Origin of the sequence: Streptomyces sp. LaPpAH-108, from assembly GCF_000373625.1 — a bacterium.
Taxonomy (GTDB): Bacteria; Actinomycetota; Actinomycetes; order Streptomycetales; family Streptomycetaceae; genus Streptomyces.
In genome coordinates this window covers 751,871-769,291 of the sequence record NZ_KB891993.1, presented here as the reverse complement: position 1 = coordinate 769,291, position 17,421 = coordinate 751,871, and the positions used below count along the sequence as shown (strand labels likewise).

17 protein-coding genes are annotated in these 17,421 nt (G+C 72.9%); 7 read left to right on the top strand and 10 right to left on the bottom strand.

All coding sequences use genetic code 11. The features are described from left to right. Nucleotides 1–64 precede the first annotated feature (64 nt). The 5 genes from B079_RS0114840 to B079_RS0114820 all read right to left on the bottom strand — a co-directional run bounded on the left by B079_RS0114840 (nucleotide 65) and on the right by B079_RS0114820 (nucleotide 4,879). Entirely contained in the window at nucleotides 65–295 is a 231-nt protein-coding gene (locus tag B079_RS0114840) for a DUF6213 family protein (RefSeq protein ID WP_026248708.1), read from the bottom strand. 25 nt (nucleotides 296–320) lie between these two features. Then, entirely contained in the window at nucleotides 321–1,706 is a 1,386-nt protein-coding gene (locus B079_RS0114835) for an NADP-dependent succinic semialdehyde dehydrogenase (RefSeq protein ID WP_018546607.1), read from the bottom strand. 75 nt (nucleotides 1,707–1,781) lie between these two features. Beyond that, nucleotides 1,782–2,255 (bottom strand): NUDIX domain-containing protein, encoded by a 474-nt coding sequence (locus B079_RS0114830; RefSeq protein ID WP_018546606.1) that lies wholly within the window; start codon nucleotides 2,253–2,255, stop codon nucleotides 1,782–1,784. Further along, nucleotides 2,252–3,790, bottom strand: a complete 1,539-nt coding sequence (locus B079_RS0114825) for an ATP-dependent DNA ligase (RefSeq protein WP_026248707.1) — start codon at nucleotides 3,788–3,790, stop codon at nucleotides 2,252–2,254. The genes B079_RS0114830 and B079_RS0114825 overlap by 4 nt, the downstream gene beginning before the upstream one ends. A gap of 54 nt (nucleotides 3,791–3,844) precedes the next feature. After that, a complete protein-coding gene (locus B079_RS0114820) occupies nucleotides 3,845–4,879 on the bottom strand; it encodes an FAD-dependent oxidoreductase (protein WP_018546604.1) in 1,035 nt (344 codons plus the stop codon). 70 nt (nucleotides 4,880–4,949) lie between these two features. On the opposite strand from B079_RS0114820, the gene B079_RS0114815 reads away from it, so the two are divergent. The 5 genes from B079_RS0114815 to B079_RS0114795 all read left to right on the top strand — a co-directional run bounded on the left by B079_RS0114815 (nucleotide 4,950) and on the right by B079_RS0114795 (nucleotide 9,368). Beyond that, a complete protein-coding gene (locus B079_RS0114815; protein ID WP_018546603.1) occupies nucleotides 4,950–5,573 on the top strand; it encodes a helix-turn-helix transcriptional regulator in 624 nt (207 codons plus the stop codon). A 160-nt stretch (nucleotides 5,574–5,733) separates the two neighbouring features. Then, nucleotides 5,734–6,705, top strand: coding sequence for an NADPH:quinone oxidoreductase family protein (locus B079_RS0114810; protein WP_018546602.1), 972 nt, complete (start codon nucleotides 5,734–5,736; stop codon nucleotides 6,703–6,705). Further along, nucleotides 6,702–7,919: an acyl-CoA dehydrogenase family protein gene (locus B079_RS0114805; RefSeq protein WP_018546601.1), complete on the top strand. Its 1,218-nt coding sequence runs from the start codon at nucleotides 6,702–6,704 to the stop codon at nucleotides 7,917–7,919. Before B079_RS0114810 ends, B079_RS0114805 begins: the two co-directional genes overlap by 4 nt. Further along, nucleotides 7,916–9,028: an acyl-CoA dehydrogenase family protein gene (locus B079_RS0114800; RefSeq protein WP_018546600.1), complete on the top strand. Its 1,113-nt coding sequence runs from the start codon at nucleotides 7,916–7,918 to the stop codon at nucleotides 9,026–9,028. Before B079_RS0114805 ends, B079_RS0114800 begins: the two co-directional genes overlap by 4 nt. A 145-nt stretch (nucleotides 9,029–9,173) precedes the next feature. After that, nucleotides 9,174–9,368 carry a hypothetical protein gene (locus B079_RS0114795; protein ID WP_018546599.1) on the top strand — a complete coding sequence of 65 codons (195 nt, stop codon included), beginning with the start codon at nucleotides 9,174–9,176 and terminating at the stop codon, nucleotides 9,366–9,368. A gap of 44 nt (nucleotides 9,369–9,412) precedes the next feature. Here B079_RS0114795 and B079_RS0114790 read toward each other — a convergent pair whose 3' ends face one another. The 4 genes from B079_RS0114790 to B079_RS0114775 all read right to left on the bottom strand — a co-directional run bounded on the left by B079_RS0114790 (nucleotide 9,413) and on the right by B079_RS0114775 (nucleotide 14,799). Beyond that, a complete protein-coding gene (locus B079_RS0114790; protein WP_018546598.1) occupies nucleotides 9,413–10,609 on the bottom strand; it encodes a phosphodiester glycosidase family protein in 1,197 nt (398 codons plus the stop codon). A 7-nt stretch (nucleotides 10,610–10,616) separates the two neighbouring features. Then, entirely contained in the window at nucleotides 10,617–10,979 is a 363-nt protein-coding gene (locus tag B079_RS0114785; RefSeq protein ID WP_018546597.1) for a DUF779 domain-containing protein, read from the bottom strand. A gap of 107 nt (nucleotides 10,980–11,086) precedes the next feature. Continuing rightward, nucleotides 11,087–13,015 (bottom strand): N-acetylmuramoyl-L-alanine amidase, encoded by a 1,929-nt coding sequence (locus tag B079_RS0114780; RefSeq protein ID WP_018546596.1) that lies wholly within the window; start codon nucleotides 13,013–13,015, stop codon nucleotides 11,087–11,089. Between the two features lie 254 nt (nucleotides 13,016–13,269). Continuing rightward, nucleotides 13,270–14,799 (bottom strand): M1 family metallopeptidase, encoded by a 1,530-nt coding sequence (locus B079_RS0114775; RefSeq protein ID WP_018546595.1) that lies wholly within the window; start codon nucleotides 14,797–14,799, stop codon nucleotides 13,270–13,272. A 196-nt stretch (nucleotides 14,800–14,995) separates the two neighbouring features. On the opposite strand from B079_RS0114775, the gene B079_RS0114770 reads away from it, so the two are divergent. Then, complete coding sequence (locus B079_RS0114770) at nucleotides 14,996–15,904, top strand: UTP--glucose-1-phosphate uridylyltransferase (protein ID WP_018546594.1); 909 nt, start codon at nucleotides 14,996–14,998, stop codon at nucleotides 15,902–15,904. Nucleotides 15,905–16,000: 96 nt separating this feature from the next. On the opposite strand, the gene B079_RS0114765 is transcribed toward B079_RS0114770, so the two are convergent. Then, the gene (locus B079_RS0114765; RefSeq protein WP_018546593.1) at nucleotides 16,001–16,612 is read right to left on the bottom strand and encodes a TetR/AcrR family transcriptional regulator; all 612 of its coding nucleotides are present in this window, start codon (nucleotides 16,610–16,612) and stop codon (nucleotides 16,001–16,003) included. Between the two features lie 77 nt (nucleotides 16,613–16,689). On the opposite strand from B079_RS0114765, the gene B079_RS0114760 reads away from it, so the two are divergent. Continuing rightward, nucleotides 16,690–17,409: an SDR family oxidoreductase gene (locus tag B079_RS0114760; RefSeq protein ID WP_018546592.1), complete on the top strand. Its 720-nt coding sequence runs from the start codon at nucleotides 16,690–16,692 to the stop codon at nucleotides 17,407–17,409. Nucleotides 17,410–17,421 lie beyond the last annotated feature (12 nt).

Sequence of the window (17,421 nt, the reverse complement as noted above, 5' to 3'; positions counted from 1 at the left end):
GCGGCTCCGCCGCGTGGGCGCGATCAGCCACCACGCACCCGCACCCGACATCCGGCCGAAAGAACTACGGCGCCCCACTGCTGTGCGCGATGCACGCCACATCGATCCGGTCAGCCAATTTCGCCAACTCAATGGCCAACGCGGCGACCGTATCCTCGTCCAGCCTCTCCCCCGCCTCGACGAGATGCACCCACCGCGCCCCCACACTGCGCAGCAACGCACTCACATCGGCCGCTGAAACCGACAGCGCACCACGGTCGTCCACGATCAAGGGCAACGTCACTTCGCGGGTCACAGTCCGGATCGTAGCCCCGCCGCCCTCACGCCCCCTGCCAAACCGTCGTGATGTTGCAGAACTCCCGGATTCCCTGCCCGGACAGCTCACGCCCGTACCCCGACCGCTTCACACCGCCGAAGGGGAACGCCGCGTGAGAGGCCGTCATCCCGTTGATGAACACGCCCCCCGCCTCGATGTCCCGCGCGCAGTGCGCCATCTCCTCCGTGTCGTGCGTCCACACGCTCGAACTGAGACCGAACGGCGAGTCGTTGGCGATCAGGATCGCCTCCTCCAGGTCGTCGGCCCGGTACAGCGTGGCCACGGGCCCGAACGCCTCCTCGCGGTGGATGCGCATCTCGCGGGTGATCCCGCCGAGGACGGTCGGCGGGTAGAACCAGCCCACGCCCCCGGGCGCCTCGCCCCCGCACAGCACCTCGGCCCCGCTGCGGCGCGCGTCGTCGACCAGCTCCTCCACGTCGCTGCGGCCCTGCTCGGTGGCGAGCGGGCCGATGTCCACGTTCTCGTCCAGCGGGTCGCCGACGGTCAGGTCCTTCATGCGGGCGACGAACTCGGTCACGAACGCGTCGTACACGTCCCGGTGGATGATGAACCGCTTCGCGGCGATGCAGGACTGGCCGTTGTTCTGCGTCCGGGCGAGCACCGCCGTGCGTGCGGCGCGGTCCAGGTCGGCGGAGGGCAGGACGAGGTAGGGGTCGCTGCCGCCCAGTTCGAGGACCGTCTTCTTGATCATCTCGCCGGAGGTGGCGGCGACCGCGCGTCCGGCCGGTTCGCTGCCGGTGAGCGTCGCGGCCTTCACCCGGTCGTCGCGCAGGATCGCGTCGACGGCCGAGGAGCCGATCAGCAGGGTCTGGAAACAGCCCTCGGGGAAGCCCGCCCGGTGGAACAGGTCCTCCAGATACAGGGCGGTCTGCGGCACGTTCGAGGCGTGCTTGAGGAGGCCGACGTTGCCCGCCATCAGCGCGGGCGCGGCGAAGCGGATCACCTGCCAGAGCGGGAAGTTCCACGGCATCACCGCGAGGACCGGGCCAAGGGGGCGGTAGACGACCCGGACCCCGAGGGCGCCCGAGTCCCGTACGTCCTCCGGGTCCGGGACCTCGTCGGCGAGCAGTTCCGCGGCGCGCGCGGCGTACCAGCGCATCGCCTTGGCGCACTTGGCGGCCTCGGCGCGGGCCTGCCCGATCGGCTTGCCCATCTCCAGGGTCATGACCCGCGCGACCTCGTCGCGGTCGGCGTCCAGCAGGTCGGCGGCCCGGTTGAGCAGCCGGGAGCGCTCGGCGAACGGGCTCGTGCGATAGGTGCGGAAGGTGGCCTCCGCGAGCTGGAGCCTGCGCTCCACCTCGGCGTCGTCCATCGGCTCGTACGTCTTGAGCGTCTCGCCGTTCGCCGGGTTCACCGTCGCGATGGGCATGGCTGGCCTCCCTGAGCGGGTTTTTCCTCGACCTTCGCGCGCGGTGCGGGGCAGCGCAACGCGTGGCCGTCCGTCTCAGCCCGAGTGCTCCGCCAACCGGTCGAGAAACGCCCCCTGCCCGGCGACGAGGACTTCGCGGGCCTTCTCGGGGGTGAACCAGGCCACCCGGTCCAGCTCGGGGAACTCCTGCGTACGCCCCGAGCGCGGCGGCCACTCCATCGTGAAGGTGCCCGGCGAGATGGTCCCGGGATCGAGGTCGCCCTCGACCGCCCAGGCGGTGACGATCTTCCCGTTGCGCTGCGCGATCTCGCCCAGGGGCAGGGCCTCGCCGTCCGGCGGTTCGAGCCCCAGCTCCTCGCGGAACTCCCGCCGGGCCGCCTCCCACGCGGGCTCGTCCGGTTCGTACTCGCCCTTGGGGACCGTCCAGGCGCCCGCGTCCTTCTTCGTGTAGAAGGGGCCGCCCATATGGCCGAGCAACACCTCGAGTCCGTCATCGGTGTGGCGGAACACCAGCAGTCCCGCGCTGCGCTTCGTCGCACGCACTGTCACGCCATGACCTCCGGGTGGGCCGCGAGCAGGTCCTCCACCGTATCGGCCTCCTCGGGCCGCTTGTCCTCGCGATAGCGGACCACGCGCGCGAAGCGCAGGGTGACACCGCCCGGGTAGCGGGTGGAGCGCTGGAGACCGTCGTAGGCGATCTCCACGACGAGTTCGGGCCGTACGGTCACCACCCAGCCGTTGTCCTCGACGGCCAGCTCCCCGAGGCGTTCGGTCTGCCAGGCGAGCATCGCGTCGGTCATGCCCTTGAAGGTCTTGCCCAGCATCACGAAACCCCCGTCGGCGGTGCGGGCGCCCAGATGCAGGTTGGAGAGTTTGCCGGTGCGCCTGCCGTGTCCCCACTCGGCGGCCAGCACCACCAGGTCCAGGGTGTGCACCGGCTTCACCTTCAGCCAGGAGGCGCCGCGCCGCCCCGCGCTGTACGGCGCGTCCAGCCCCTTGGCCACCACGCCCTCGTGGCCGCGCGCCAGCGTCTGCGCCAGGAACGCCTCCGCCTCGCCGGTCTCCTCGGGCCCCGCCACCAGCGCCCGGCGCACCCGCATCGGCTCCGGCACCAGCCGGGACAGCTCCGCGTGCCGCTCGGCGAAGGGCAGGTCCAGCAGATCGCGGCCGTCGACGGACAGCGCGTCGAAGAAGACGGGGGAGACCGGCACCTCCTCGGCCGCCCGCGCCACGTCCACCCGGGAGCCCACCCGGCCCGCCGTCTGCTGGAAGGAACGCGGCCGTCCGTCCGGGCCGAACGAGATCACCTCGCCGTCCAGCACGAACCGCTCGCCCGGCAGCTCGAGGGCAGCCGCCACCACCTCCGGCAGCCGGTCGGTGATGTCGTCCAGGGTGCGGGTGTGGATGCCTACCGCGTCGCCGTCGCGGTGCACCTGGACCCGGATGCCGTCCAGCTTCTCCTCGACCGCGCACGCCCCCAGCTTCTCCACCGCCTCCGCCACCGAGGACGCGCTGCGCGCCAGCATCGGCAGCACCGGCCGCCCCACCGTGAGCCGGAACCGCTCCAGCGCCCCCGGCCCCTCGGCGAGCAGCGCCCCGGCCACCGGCTGGAGCGACCCGGCGAGCATCACCGCCCGCCGCACCTCCGCCGGGTCCGCGCCGGTCGCCGCGGCCAGCCCCGCCACGGCCGCCGCGTCCAGCGCACCCTGCCGCACCTCGCCGGTGAGCAGGGCCCGCAGGAAGCGCTGCTCGTCCTCCGTTGCCGCGCCCATCAGCTCGCCGAGGATCCGGGCGCGTTCCTTCTGCGAGCCCGCGCCGGAGACCGCGGCCAGCTCCGTCAGCCGGGCGTCGACCTCCCGCACGGTGAGCGAGGGCCTGTCGGCGGGCGGCACCGGCTCGCCCAGCACCTTCCAGCCGACCCCGATCCGCCCCTGCGGCAGCCGTCCCGCCAGATACGGGATGACGATCGGCACGTCGGCCGGTTCCGCGTCCCGGAACAGCTCCGCGAGCAGGGCGGTCTTGCGGTTCCGGGACGCCGTGGCGGCGACCTCCCGGGAGACCTCCGCGAGGCGGGTCAGCAACATGCAGCCATGGTGCATCGGGGGCGGGCGGATCACACCCCGATACGGGAGCCGGGGCTACGCGGGTTCCGCGGCCTTCGCGTCCAGGTCCGCGAAGAGCAGTTCGCCGTTGATGGCGGCGCCCGCCCGGTAGCCCCGGCTCGCCGCGTTCACCACCTGTTCCGCGAATCCGCTCGCGTTGCCCGCCGCCCACAGCCCCGGCACGCTCGTCAGACCCCGCTCGTCGATCACCGGGTACCGGCCGAACGGCGTCTCGCGCATCTCGGCGCCCAGCGAGGTCAGCAGCTCGTCGCGGGGTACGGGGCGCGGGGCGACGTACAGCACCGCGCGGTCGTGGACCGTGCCGTCGCCGAGCCGGACCCCGGTGAGCCGGTCGTCGGTCACCACCAGGCCGGTCACCTCGCCGGGAACGACCTCCACCCCGGCGGCGGCCAGCCTGCGCCGGTCCTCGTCCGCCAGGTCGGACTCCGGGACCTCGTGCAGGAAGAGCCGTACGTCGTCGGACCACTGGGTGACCATCAGCGCCTGGTGCGCGCTGAGCGGGCTGGTGGCGAGCACGCCGGTGGGCAGGTCGCGGGCCTCCCAGCCGTGGCAGTACGGGCAGTGGATCACGTCCCGGCCGAAGCGGGCGGCCAGGCCCGGGAGGGGCGGGAGTTCGTCCCTGAGGCCGGTGGCGACGACCAGGTGCCGGGCGCGTACGGTCCGGCCGCTCGCGAGGGTGACGGTGAAGCCGTCGGGGGTCAGGTCGGAGCCGCCGGGTGCGCGGCCGGGTGCGCCCGGTGTCAGGTCCGCGTCGCGGATCGCCGTCAGTGCCCGGTCCCGCACCAGTTCCACGCCGTACCGGGCGATCTCCTCGCGGCCCACGGCCAGGAAGTCGGCCGGTGCCATGCCGTCGCGCGACAGATAGCCGTGCAGATGGGCCGAGGGGGCGTTGCGGGGTTCACCCGCGTCCACCACCAGCGTGCGCCGCCGGGCCCGGCCCAGCACCAGCGCGGCGGACAGTCCGGCCGCGCCGCCTCCGACGACGACCACGTCGTAGCTGTTCTCGTTGTAGTTGTCCGCGTTCCCGGAACTCTCGGTCAAGGTGACCACCTCCGGCTCCGACGGTCGCGCGTTCCCTGCCGTGTTGACAAACCTCTTTGCTGATTCTGCAATGAAAGACATGAACCACAGCCACCGGGGGACCGAGGACAGCACCGAGGAGAGCACGGAAGAGGTGCTGGCCGGGGTCGGGCCGCGCCTGCGCCGTATCCGCAAGCAGCGGGACGTCACCCTCGCCGCCCTCTCCGAGCGCACCGGCATCTCCGTCAGCACCCTGTCCCGGCTGGAGTCCGGGCTGCGCAGGCCCAGCCTGGAGCTGCTGCTGCCCATCGCACAGGCGCACCAGGTCCCGCTGGACGAGCTGGTCGGGGCGCCGCCGGTCGGTGATCCACGGGTGCGGGCCAAGCCGCTGATGCGGGACGGGCGCACCTTTCTGCCGCTGAACCGGCGCCCCGGCGGCCTCCAGGCGTTCAAGGTGCTGGAGCCGCAGCGCGTCCGCGAACCCGACCCGCGCACCCACGAGGGCTACGAGTGGATGTACGTCCTCTCCGGCAGGCTGCGGCTGGTGCTGGGCGACCATGACGTGGTGCTCGGGCCGGGCGAGGCGGCCGAGTTCGACACCCGGGTGCCGCACTGGTTCGGGTCCACGGGGGAGGGTCCTGTGGAGTTCCTGAGCCTGTTCGGGCCGCAGGGGGAGCGGATGCATGTGCGGGCGCGGACGGGGCGGCAGGGCGAGAAGGAGTGAGCCGGGGGCGGCCCGGGGTTCCGGGTGGGCGGGGCCGAGCGCGGGCGAGCGGCGCGTGGTCGGCCACCGGCGCCGCGTGACCGCCCTTCCCTCACCGGCAAGCGACCGCTTAGTATGCCGAGGACCCCGGTCGCACGAGGCAGTCCCGTGGAGGCTTCACATGCAGGCATGGCAGGTGCACGAGAACGGCGAGCCGGGTGAGGTGATGCGCCTCGCGGAAGTGGACCAGCCGGTGCCCGGCGAGGGGCAGGTGCTGCTCCGGGTGCGTGCCGCCAACGTCAACTTCCCGGACGCCCTGCTGTGCCGGGGCCAGTACCAGATCCGGCCCCCGCTGCCCTTCACACCCGGCGTCGAGATCTGCGGCGAGACCGAAGACGGGCGCCGGGTGATCGCCAACCCCGCACTGCCGTACGGCGGTTTCGCGGAGTACGCCCTCGCCGACGCCCGCGCGCTGCTGCCCGCCCCCGACTCGCTGGACGACGCGGAGGCCGCCGCCCTGCACATCGGCTACCAGACCGGCTGGTTCGGGCTGCACCGCAGGGCCCACCTGGAAGCGGGCGAGACCCTGCTCGTGCACGCCGCCGCCGGAGGGGTCGGCAGCGCGGCCGTCCAGCTCGGCAAGGCGGCCGGGGCACGCGTCATCGGCGTCGTGGGCGGCGCCGAAAAGGCGGCTGTTGCCCGCGAGTTGGGCTGTGACGTGGTCGTGGACCGGCTGAGCGAGGACGTGGTCGCCGCCGTCAAGGAGGCCACCGGCGGCCGGGGCGCGGACGTGATCTACGACCCCGTCGGCGGCGCCGCCTACGCGCAGTCCGCCAAGCTGGTCGCCTTCGAGGGCCGGATCGTCGTCGTCGGCTTCGCCAGCGGCACCATCCCGAGCCCCGCCCTCAACCACGCCCTGGTGAAGAACTACTCGATCGTGGGCCTGCATTGGGGCCTGTACAACACCAAGAACCCCAAGCTGATCCTGCGTTGCCACGAGGAACTGACCGAACTCGCCGCGCGCGGCGCGATCAAGCCGCTGATCAGCGAGCGCGTGCCCCTGAGCGGCGCGGCCGACGCCGTGCGGCGGGTCGCCGACGGTACGACCACGGGCCGTATCGCCGTGGTCCTGGAGAACGGAGCCGCCGCATGACCGACGCCGGGGAACTGCGCCGCCGCACAGCCGAGTTGCTGGCCGCGCACCCGCCCGCCACCACCGACCGGCTCGACTTCCTGCGCGCCCGCTTCGACGCCGGACTCGCCTGGGTCCACTACCCCGAGGGCCTTGGCGGCCTCGGTGTCCCGCGCGCCCTCCAGGCCGTCGTGGACGCCGAGTTGGCGGCTGCGGGGGCGCCCGACAACGACCCCCGGCGCATCGGCATCGGCCTCGGCATGGCCGCGCCCACGATCCTGCGCTACGGCACCGACGAGCAGAAGTCCCGCTTCCTGCGCCCGCTGTGGACCGGCGAGGAGGTGTGGTGCCAGCTCTTCAGCGAGCCCGGCGCCGGGTCCGACCTGGCCGCGCTCGGCACCCGCGCCGTGCGCGAGGATGGGGGTACCGCCCGCTCGAGCGAAGCCGAGAGTGGGGGATCGTGGGTCGTCAACGGGCAGAAGGTGTGGACCTCCAGCGCCCACCTCGCCCGCTGGGCCATCCTCATCGCCCGCACCGACCCGGACGTGCCCAAGCACGCCGGCATCACGTACTTCATCTGCGACATGAGCGACCCGGGCGTCGAGGTCCGGCCGCTGCGCCAGATCACCGGCGAGGCCGAGTTCAACGAGGTCTTCCTCACCGATGTGCGCATCCCCGACGCGCGCCGCCTGGGCGAGACCGGCGACGGCTGGCGGGTCGCGCAGACCACCCTCATGAACGAGCGCGTCTCCATCGGCGGCATGCGGCTGCCCCGCGAGGGCGGCATGATCGGCCCGGTCGCGAAGACCTGGCGCGAACGCCCCGAACTGCGCACCCACGACCTGCACCAGCGTCTCCTCAAGCTCTGGGTCGAGTCCGAGGTCTCCCGCCTCACCGCCGAACGCCTGCGCCAGCAGCTCGTCGCCGGACAGCCCGGCTACGAGGGCTCCGGCATGAAGCTCGCCTTCGCCCGCCTCAACCAGGAGATCAGCGGCCTGGAGGTCGAACTCCGAGGCGAAGAGGGCCTGTTGTACGACGACTGGACCATGCGCCGCCCCGAACTGGTCGACTTCACCGGCCGCGACGCCGGATACCGCTATCTGCGCGCCAAGGGCAACAGCATCGAGGGCGGGACCAGCGAGGTCCTGCTGAACATCGTCGCCGAACGCGTCCTCGGCCTCCCCGCCGAACCACGCACCGACAAGGACGTCGCCTGGAAGGACCTCGCCCGATGAGCACGACGAACACCGGTGTGCGGACGCCGGACACCGAACCCGATCTGCTCTACTCGGAAGAGGAAGAAGCGCTCCGCGCCGCCGTCCGTGACCTTCTCTCTGACCACTGTGCCCCGGAGTCCGTGCTCGCCCGCATCGAGACGGACACCCCGCACGACCTCGCCCTGTGGAAGCTGCTGGCCGACGGTATGGGGCTGGCCGGACTGCTGATCCCCGAGGATCTGGGCGGGCAGGGCGCGACGCATCGCGAAGTCGCCGTGGTGCTGGAGGAGTTGGGGCGCTCCGTGGCGCCGGTGCCGTATCTCACCAGTGCGGTCACCGCCACCGAGGCGCTGCTCGCCTGTGAGGACGCCGAGTCGCTGCGCGGTCTCGCCTCCGGGCGGGTCGTCGCCGCCCTCGCCGTCGGCCTGCACCGCGCACCCGGCGCCGCGTTCCCCGTCGCCCGTCTCGAAGAGGGGCTGCTGCACGGGGAGTTCACCGGCATCGCGGACGCCACCGCCGCCGACGTGCTGCTCGTCCCGGCCGACGACGGCGGCCTCTACGCGGTGAACGCCGACGCGGTGACCGTCACCCCGCAGATCTCGCTCGATCTCACGCGCCCGCTCGCCACCGTCACCCTCGCCGGTGCGCAGGGCCGTCGTCTCGGGGCTGCCGAACCCGCCGTACGACGTGCCCTGACGGCTGCCGCCGGACTGCTCGCCTCCGAGCAACTGGGGCTTGCGGACTGGTCGTTGACCGAGACCGTGCGCTATCTCAAGGAGCGCAGGCAGTTCAACCGGCCCGTCGGCGGGTTCCAGGCGCTCAAGCACCGGCTCGCCCAGCTGTGGCTGGAGGTCGTCAACCTCCGTGCCGCAGCCCGCGCCGCCGCCGACGCGCTGGCCACGGGCGTGGACACCGAGGTCGCGGTGGCCGTCGCCCAGGCGTACGCCGCTCCGGTCGCCGTCCACGCCACCGAGGAGGCCGTCCAGTTGCACGGCGGCATCGGTATGACCTGGGAGCACCCCGCGCACCTGTCTCTCAAGCGCGCCAAGGCCGACTCGCTGGCGTACGGCACGGCGGGCGCCCATCGGGAGGCCCTGGCCGCACTGGTCGATCTTCAGGCGCCCTGACACCGGCCCTGGCAGCGGTCCCGCACCGCCCCCGTCCGCGCGACATCACCCGGACGGGGGACACGTCAGCTGCCCGGACGAACCCTCCGCTACGCCACACTTGCGGCCGAACGCCGCTCAAGGGGCGTGGCGGAGGAGGTTTCCGATGGCCGTTTCCATCTCGGTGATGTTGCTGCTCCTGATCCTGGCGGTGGTCTTCCTGCGCAACGGCGCGCTGAAGATCTCCCACGCCCTGACCTGTGTCCTGCTCGGCTTCTGCCTGGCGGGCACCAGCATGGGCCCCAGCATCTCCAGCGGGCTCACCGCCACCGCCGAACTGGTCAGCGGGCTGCGGCCCTGACGCGCGGGGCGCCCCGAAAGTCCGTTCACCCAGGCCGAGTTGACTCACGGCACCGCGAACACCCCGATCCCGTTCGGCACCGGCCGCTCCGCGCCGCCGCTCGGATGGCTGCGGATCACCACCCCGCCCCGCTCCCGGGTGACCAGCTCGGTCGACCCGCCGCCGTCCAGGTTGAACCCCTCGGCCGCGCCCAGCTTCCGCAGCACCGCGGCCTCCTCGGCGAGGGTCAGACCGGCCCGGTAGTCGGCCGAGCCGTCCAGCGCGAGCAGCAGCAGCCGACGGCCACCGGGGGTGACGCCCACCGCCGTGCGTACGGCCGGGACGGTGCCGTTCAGACCGGGCAGCGGCTCGCCCCGGCTGAGGACCGGGAAGCCGCCGATCGCGAAGGCGTACGGCACCGACCCCGCCACCAGGCCGTACCGGACCCGCACCCGGTCGCCCACGGACAGGCCGCCCAGTTGTCGTGCCCCGCTGCCGCGCCCGAGCAGTACCGTCGTGTCCCGGTCGATCGGGCCCCCGCCGGGCCCCTCGGACACGCTCACCACCCGCCCGCCGCGCACCGTCACCTCCCGGGCATCCGTATCGCAGCCCGCCGCCCTGTTGGTGTCGGTGCCGCACACGGCGCGGGCCCGGGAGACGGTGCCCCACCACATGGTGAAGGCGCCTATGGAGTCCTGGGGGAGTGCGTACTGATTGAGGGCGCCGAGCGGGAACGTGCCCGTCGCTGTGCGGACCGAGCCGACCAGCCGCAGCCGTCCCGGCCGGGCCCTGCGGTCGACGCCCACGCCGAACACCTCGCGCCCGGTCGTGCCGGGCGGCGGCGCCGGTCCGAACCGCTGGCCCGCCGGGACCGCCGCCTTCATCGGCCGTCCGTCCGCGACCGCGGGGCCCACGCTCGCGCCCGTGGCGTCGACACCCGGATGCTGGGTCTCGGTGATGTCGAAGAAGTCCCCGTTGACCCCCGCGACCGCCCCGGACGTCTCCGCGAGCCGCGAGACGGTCTCGCGCGCGGCCACCGCGCCCGGCTGCAGCAGCCGGACCCGGACATGCCGGTCGCCCAGGTCGACCGTGAGCAGATGCACCCGCGCGGTCCCGGCCACCCCGGCCACGTCGAACTGCCGGTACCGCACGCCCCGTACGACCGAGCCGCCGTCCGGAGCCGCCCCCGCAGGGGCCACGAACACGGTGAGCAGCGCGAACACCGCACCGCACGCGGCGGCCACCGCCGACCGGCGGTTCACGGCGCGGCTAGCTCTCGACCACGTGCGAGCGGATCAGGAACCGGACCCCTTCGGGTGCCTCGAGGGAGAAGCCGCTGCCCCGGCCCGGCACCACGTCCACGGTCAGGCGCGTATGGCTCCAGACCTCGAACTGGGACCTGGACATCCAGAACGGCACCGGCTCCGGCACGTCCTCCACGACGAGTTCGGCCAGCAGGACGTCGGAGCCGCCCGTGCGGAACTCGCCGGCCAGGTAGCACATGGGCGCGCTGCCGTCACAGCAGCCGCCGGACTGGTGGAACATCAGCGGACCGTGCTCGGCCCGCAGCGTGCGCACCAGCTCGGCCGCCTGCGGCGTGAGCTGGACGCGAGGGACCTCTTCGTCTGCCATCGCTTCCTCCCGTGCTCCAGTCTGCTGACTCCCCACCAGCACGTCCAGCACGCGTACTTCACGGGTGAGGGCCGACTCCGGTGGCGAAGCCGGCCCTCAAGTGGCGGTCAGCGCTGGGGTGTCGGGCCCGCGTGCGCGGGCGCGCCCGCCGCGCCGGGTGTCGAGATCACGTCCACGTCGCTCGCCCGGACGTAGGCGAGCCGGTGGTCCAACTGGATCTCGTAGTACGGCTCCTGGCCCTTGATGACCGGTGCCGGGACGTCCGGGAAGGAGGAGCGGTCCACGTACGAGCCGAACACCCGCGCCCCGGTCACATACCGCTGGCCCGCCTTGATGGTGTACGGCAGCGGGGCCTCCTGCGCCTCGTCCACGCCGTCCGGGTAGGCGGACTCCTCCGGGAGCGCGCGGCCGAAGACGGGGATCTCGCTCTGGCCCGCCTTGGGGGTGATCATGTGGCCGCGCGCGCCGACCGCCGTCGGCTGGTTCTTCGGGTTCTTGAACCATGCCTTGTGGCCCTGGAACCAGATCGCCGTCCAGTCGCCCTTGCGCTCCGCGACCGCGAAGTCCTGGCCCGCCGAGACCCGCGAGCCCAGGTCGTCCACGTCGACCGTGGTGTCCTCGCCGTCGGGACGGCGGCCCGGGTCCTGGATCAGCGGCGCGTCCTCGGAGGGCTCCGTGTGCAGCCGGACGGCGCTGGAACCGTGCGGCGCGCAGCTCTCGCCGCTCTCGGTGCAGCCCGTGAAGACCGGCTTGTGCTTGCCGTAGTCCGGAAGGATCATCACGATGTCGCTGTCCGGGCCCGCGGTGGCCTTCAGCGGCGCGCCGAGCAGGTCGAAGTAGTGCCGCCAGTCCCAGAAGGGCCCCGGGTCGTCGTGCATGTCCGGGATGCTGCCCTCGGTCGGCGAGGGGACGTTGTCGTGGCCGAAGATGTGCCACCGGTCCAGCGGGATGGAGTAACGTTTCGCCAGATACTTCACCAGCCGGGCCGAGGACCGGTACATCTGCTCGGTGTACCAGGCGTCCGGCTGGCGCAGGAAGCCCTCGTGCTCGATGCCGATCGAGCGGCCGTTGACGAACTGGTTGCCCGAGTGCCAGGCCGCGTCCTTGGTCTTCACATGCTGGGTGACATGACCGTCGCTGGAGCGGATGGAGTAGTGCCAGGACGCCTCCTCCGGGTCCTGGATGGTCGCGAGCATCGAGGCCAGCGGTGCCTCGGTGTCGTGGATGACGATGTACTCGATCCGCTGGTCCTTGGGACGGTTCGCCAGGTCGTGGTTGCCGTAGGCGTCCTCGTTGATCCGGACGTAGGGCGCGCTCAGCCAGGAACAGTTCAGCTCCGGCGGGCACTCGGTGTTCTTCGAGCGCTGCGCGCCCTGCGCGGTGGCGGGGCGCGGGCGCACCTGCGGGCTCGCGGCCAGGATCACGTGCTGCCCGGCGTCGTTGACCCGGTCCGCGCCCTTGCGGATGATGTCGAAGACGTCGTTGGCGTACGCCTCGGCCTGCGCCGTGTCGGTCGTCCCGGCGAACTTCGCCACCGCCTCCCACCACTGGGCCGGGTCGGCGCTGAGCGGCTTGCCCAGCCCCCGCTGGGTCTCGGCGAGCAGGGCGGCCCCGCCGCGCACGTTGGCGGCGTCGTCCTTCTGCAGCCGCTCCGGCGGAAGCTTGAGGAGTCCGGCGGCCCGCCGCAGGTCCGCCTGCCCGACTGCGTTCCGGGAGGCGGTCCCGTGGGAGGCGGCCGGACTCGGCGTCAGCGTCTGGGGCCGGGGCGTCACATGGTGCGGCGGCTGCTCGGGCGGGGGTCCGGCGGAGTCCACCAGGTGCATCGGGCCGTAGCCGCCGACGACACTCGCGACGCCGGGGTGCGAGTCCCACCGCGACTGGAGGTAGGAGACGCCCATCAGCACGCTGCGGGGCACGTGGTACTCGGCCGCGGCGGCGGTGTAGTCGTCCTGGAGACGATTGTCGGACGGGCCGCCGCCGTCGTCCGAGTGGTCGAGCAGCAGCAGCGGCAGCAGCAGTGCTGCCGAAGCGCTCACACAGACGATTCGCCGGTGTCCGCGCACATAACCGGAGACGCGGGGGGCGACGCGTTTTCTCATACGGGAGGCTCCAACGAGGTCGGCGTGGCCAGAGAATGCGACCAGGGCACAGGGGCTGGCCCTGCACGTCACCCCTCGTACGTTTCCTTGCCTCGCGCGCCACGTCGCGCCGAGCGTCAACCGCGTGGACCATCCCCCGCGCCGAGGCCACCCGGTCGGCGGCAGTCGCGCCCCGCCCGGCGGACGGCGGCTCAGTCCTCCGTCACCGGGTCCGTGTGCCAGTCCGGGTGACCCGGCATCGGCGGGGTGTGCGCGCCGTACAGCCAGGGATCCAGAAACGCTGTCAGGTCCTTCCCGGCCACCTTCGAGGCGAGCCTGACGAAGTCTCGGGTGCCCGCTGTCTTCCCCTGGTACTCCGTCACCCAGGAGCGCTCGATCCGCGCGAAGGTGTCCGCGCCGACCTCCTCCCGCAGGGCGTACAGGACCAGCGCGGAGCCGTCGTAGCGGATCTGCCGGAACAGCGTTCCCTCGGTCGGTTCGGCCGGGGCGCCGTCGTCGTGGCGCCACTGGTCGTGCTGCTCGTAGGCCGAACGCATCATGTCCGCCATGCTCCGGCCGCCGTGGGTGTCGGCGTACAGCAGTTCGTAGAACCGGGCGTGACCCTCGCTCAGCCACAGGTCGGACCAGCGGCGGATCGCCACGCTGTCGCCGGTCCAGTGGTGGGTGAGTTCGTGGACGAGGTTGCGCTCGGCCGTCACCTGATCCCCCAGCAGATCGGCGCTCGGCACGGTCGACAGCGACTGGGTCTCCAGCGCCACGGGCAGGTCACCGGCGCCCACGAGCACGCCGTAGCGGCGGAAGGGATACGGCCCGAGCCGCTGCTCCAGCCAGGCCAGATGGCTCGGCGTCAGCGAACGGTACGCCTTGGTGTCGGCCACCAGGCCGTCCGGCACCACGTCCCGCACCGGCAGCCCGTTCGGGCCCTTGCCGTCGATGACGGTCAGTCTGCCGATGGCCAGCTGGACCAGCTGGGCGGCGAGCGGCTGCTCCGAGTCGTACGTCCACCGGGTCCGCCCGCCCGGCCGCGGCTCGCGCTTGACGAGCCGTCCGTTGGCGACGGCCGTGATGCCCGGCGGGGTGGTGACGTGGAAGGTGTACGGCGCGCGCAGGCTGGGGTGGTCGTCCGCCGGGAAGATCATCTTGGCGCCGTCGGGCTGGGGCGACAGCAGCGTGCCGTCGTCGGTGGGCACCCAGCCGTAGTCCTGGATCGCGTCGTCGCGGTGGCGCCGCTGGGTCGGGTCGGCGGTGTACGCCACCCGCACGGTGAACCGGTGCCCGCGCGCGAGGGGCTGTCCCGGTGTCACGACCAGCTCGTCCCCCTTCCGCTCGGTCCTCGCCGGTGCGCCGTCCACGGTGACGGCGCCCAGCGTGTTCCCGGCGAAGTCGAGATCGAAGCGGGACAGGGCCTGGGTGGCGGTCGCGGCGATGGTCGCGGTGGCCGGGAAGGGCGTGCGGGGCGCCCGCCAGTCGAAGTCGAGGGTGTACCGGTCGACGGTGTAGCCGCCGTTGCCGTCCAGCGGCACGAGCGGGTCACCGATGCCGGGCGCGCCGGGCGCGGGGACGTCGGCCGCCTGCCGGGTGGCGGTGCGGGTGGTGCCGGGGGCGGGATGGGCGCCCGGGGTCCTGGAGCGCGGTTCGAGGACCAGGAAGGCGGTGGCGGTGAGGGCGACGGCGGTACCGGTCAGGACGAGGAGGGGGAGGGTGCGACGGGGGAGAGGCATGGCGGAACTATGTCAGGGTGTGGGGTGATATCAGGGGTTTGATGGGGGTTTCCTGATGTCGGAGGTCTCCTCGCGTGCCGTCCGTGCGGAGCCCTCCTGTCCCCGGCCTGTGCGGGGGATGTCAACCCTCCACAGCCTTCCTCGTTAGCGTCGGTGCCTGCTGTGACACCCCCTCGGAACAACCCCTGGAGCGCTGATGCCCCCCACCATCCGCCGGGCCGTGATCCCCGCCGCCGGGCTCGGATCGCGGCTGCTGCCGCTGACCAAGGCCACGCCCAAGGAGATGCTGCCGGTCGGTGACAAGCCCGTCGTGGAGCACACCGTGCGCGAGCTGGTGGACTCCGGCATCACCGACATCACCATCGTCGTCTCCGGCGGCAAGTCCCTGATCCAGGATCACTTCCGCCCCAACCCCGCGCTCGTGCGCCAGCTCCGCGCCGACGGCAAGGACGCCTACGCCGACGCCGTGGAGGAGGTCGCGGAGCTGGCCCGGCAGGGCCACATCACCTACCTCGACCAGCACGGCCCGTACGGCAACGGCACCCCCGTCCTCAACGCCGCCCGCAGCTTCGGCGACGAACCCGCCCTGGTGCTGTGGCCCGACGACGTGTTCGTGGCCGACGTCCCCCGCGCCCAGCAGCTCATCCGCGCCTACGAGCAGACCGGCTGCCCCGTCCTCGCCCTCCTCCCGATGGACCCGGCCGACTCGCGCCGCTACGGCGTCCCCGTCGTCAAGGAGGACCTCGGCGACGGCATGCTGCGCATCACCGGCCTGGTCGAGAAGCCGGAACCGGAGACCGCGCCGTCCGCGTACGCGGCCATCGGCGGCTACGTCGTCACCCCCGGCATCGTCGACGAACTCCGCGAGCGGACCCGGCTCTGGTACGAGGCCGAACGGCAGGGGAAGCCCGTCGGCGAGGTCTACCTCACCGACGCCCTCAACGCCTACGCCGCCCATCGCGCGGTCTACGGCCAGGTCATCCAGGGCGAGTGGTACGACACCGGCAACCCCGCCGACTATCTGGTGGCCCAGATGGCGCACGCGCTGTCCCACGCCGAGTACGGGCCGGTGCTGCGGGAGCTGGTGCGCAGGCTCGACGGCTGACGGGCGGCCTCCAGCGCGTGGGTGAGGGTGCCTCAGGCGCGGGTGGGCGTGTCTCACGCGCGGGCGAGGGTGTCTCGTGTGCGGGTTCGGCGTGTCTCACGCGCGGGCGAGGGTGGCCACCAGGTCGTCCACGAGGGCGTCGTCCGCCGGGCGGCCGGTGGCCAGCAGGCGGTACCACAGGGCGCCGAAGACCAGGTCGAGGACGGTGTCCGGGGCGGGAGCGGACGGCAGGTCGCCCCGGACGCGGGCGCGGTCCAGGACCACCTGGAGCGCGTCCCGTCGGCGCTGGAGCAGGTCCGTGCGGAAGACCTTGCCGAACTCCGGGTCGATCTGGGCCTGTGCCATCAGGACCCGCAGGATGTCGCCGACCGGGCTTCTGCGGCTCAGCGCGAAGGTGTCCGTCAGGAACGCCCTCAGGTCCGCCGCGTAGGAGCCGTGGTCCGCGTTGGACACGAACAGCCCGGCCTTCGCCGCCAGCGCCTCCAGCAGGACGTGCGCCTTCGACGGCCACCAGCGGTAGATCGTCTGCTTGCCGCAGCCGGCGCGGCTCGCGATGCCCTCGATCGTGAGGTCGGCGTATCCGGCCTCCGCGACGAGTGCGTAGGCGGCGGCCAGGATCGCGGTCCGGCTCTCCTCGCTGCGCTTGCGGCCCCGGCGGGGCGGGGGCGGTGGGGTGCCGTGCGGTGGGGGTTGCTCGTCCATGGCCATGGGGGCTAGCTTAATCGAGACGCGACGGTTCGAAATTAGCGGGTCGCGACGACGGCCCGCACGGAGGAGACCTGCTCATGTCCCAGCACACAGCTCTGGTGGTCGGCGGCACGTCCGGGATCGGGCTCGCCACGGCCCGCCTCCTGGCGGCGCGCGGCGCGGCCGTGCACGTGGTCGGCCGCGGCAAGGAACGGCTCGACGGGCTCGCCGCCACCGATCCCGTCCTCGTCGGCCACCGGGCCGACGCCACCGACGGCGATGCGATCCGCGCCGTCGCCGAGAGCATCGGCACCGTCGACTGGCTGGTCCTCGCGGCCAGCGGCGGCGAAGGCGCGGGCCCGCTCGCGGAGTTGGACCTCACCGTCCTGCGCCGGGCGTTCGACGCCAAGCTCTGGGCCCACCTCGCCACCCTCCAGGCGGTCCTGCCGCACCTGGCGCCGAACGGCTCGATCACCCTGCTCGGCGCCGTCAGCGCCCGCACCGGAATGCCCGGCACCGCGGGCCTCGCCGCCGTCAACGGCGCGGTCGAGGCGCTGGTACGGCCGCTGGCCGTGGAACTCGCCCCGATCCGTGTGAACGCCGTCTCCCCGGGGCTCGTCGACACCCCCTGGTGGGACGGACTCCCCGAGGAGGCGCGGCAGGGCTACTTCGCCCAGGCCGCCGCAGCCCTGCCGGTACGGCACGTCGCCACGGCGGAGGAGGTGGCCGAGGTGGTGGCGCTCGCGGCGACGAACGGCAATCTGACGGGGACGGTGCTGGAGGCGGACGGCGGGGCGCGGCTGGTCACGCTCGGGTGAGGGACTGTTCCT